Below are 261 nucleotides of genomic sequence, written 5' to 3'. Positions count from 1 at the left end.
GCTTGCGCCATTGAGATCGCGCTACGCGTGAGTTAACCGATAGCGCAAAACGGCTAATCGCAAGACACGGCTGAACCTGACCAGCCTTGGCGCGGATTCCTCGCGTTTTGGCGATGCTCTACGACACAATTGATCTCGCTTGAAACCGAGAGATCATCACCATAATCCAATAATAAAGTGATGCCATGAATCTGAACGAGCCCATCAATGCGCAACGCGTCGGCCAGGCGGTCGGCAAATACCGCTGGACGATCTGTGCAC

At 53.6% G+C, this 261-nt stretch carries 1 protein-coding gene; it reads right to left on the bottom strand.

Features of this window, described 5'->3' with window-relative positions:
• Nucleotides 1-53: 53 nt before the first annotated feature.
• On the bottom strand, nt 54-261 hold a 208-nt coding region (locus SB772_RS42445; RefSeq protein ID WP_410838824.1), incomplete at its 5' end, for a hypothetical protein.

This window comes from Paraburkholderia sp. SIMBA_030 (genome assembly GCF_046535245.1).
Classification (GTDB): Bacteria; Pseudomonadota; Gammaproteobacteria; order Burkholderiales; family Burkholderiaceae; genus Paraburkholderia.
This window is presented reverse-complemented; position numbering and strand designations above follow the sequence as displayed.